Source organism: Staphylococcus sp. HMSC068G11 (assembly GCF_001815825.1).
GTDB classification, from domain to species: domain Bacteria; phylum Bacillota; class Bacilli; order Staphylococcales; family Staphylococcaceae; genus Staphylococcus; species Staphylococcus epidermidis.
Window position 1 is genome coordinate 1 of sequence record NZ_KV822057.1, and the last position, 338, is coordinate 338.

The 338-nt window shown below is 31.7% G+C and carries 1 pseudogene; it reads right to left on the bottom strand.

The features are described from left to right. A pseudogene (locus HMPREF3058_RS01825) lies at positions 1 to 282 on the bottom strand (IS6-like element IS257 family transposase); the annotation flags it as partial. Positions 283 to 338: the final 56 nt, after the last annotated feature.

Genomic DNA, 338 nt, shown 5'->3' on the forward strand with positions numbered 1-338 from the left:
ATCAATGGCACGATATAAATAGCTCCATTTTCCTTTTATTTTGATATACGTCTCATCAATACGCCATTTGTAATAAGCTTTTTTATGCTTTTTCTTCCAAATTTGATATAAAATTGGGGCATATTCTTGAACCCAACGGTAGATCGTTGAATGATGAACGTTTACACCACGTTCTCTTAATATTTCAGATATATCACGATAGCTCAATGCATATCTTAGATAGTAGCCAACGGCTACAGTGATAACATCCTTGTTAAATTGTTTATATCTGAAATAGTTCATACAGAAGACTCCTTTTTGTTAAAATTATACTATAAATTCAACTTTGCAACAGAACC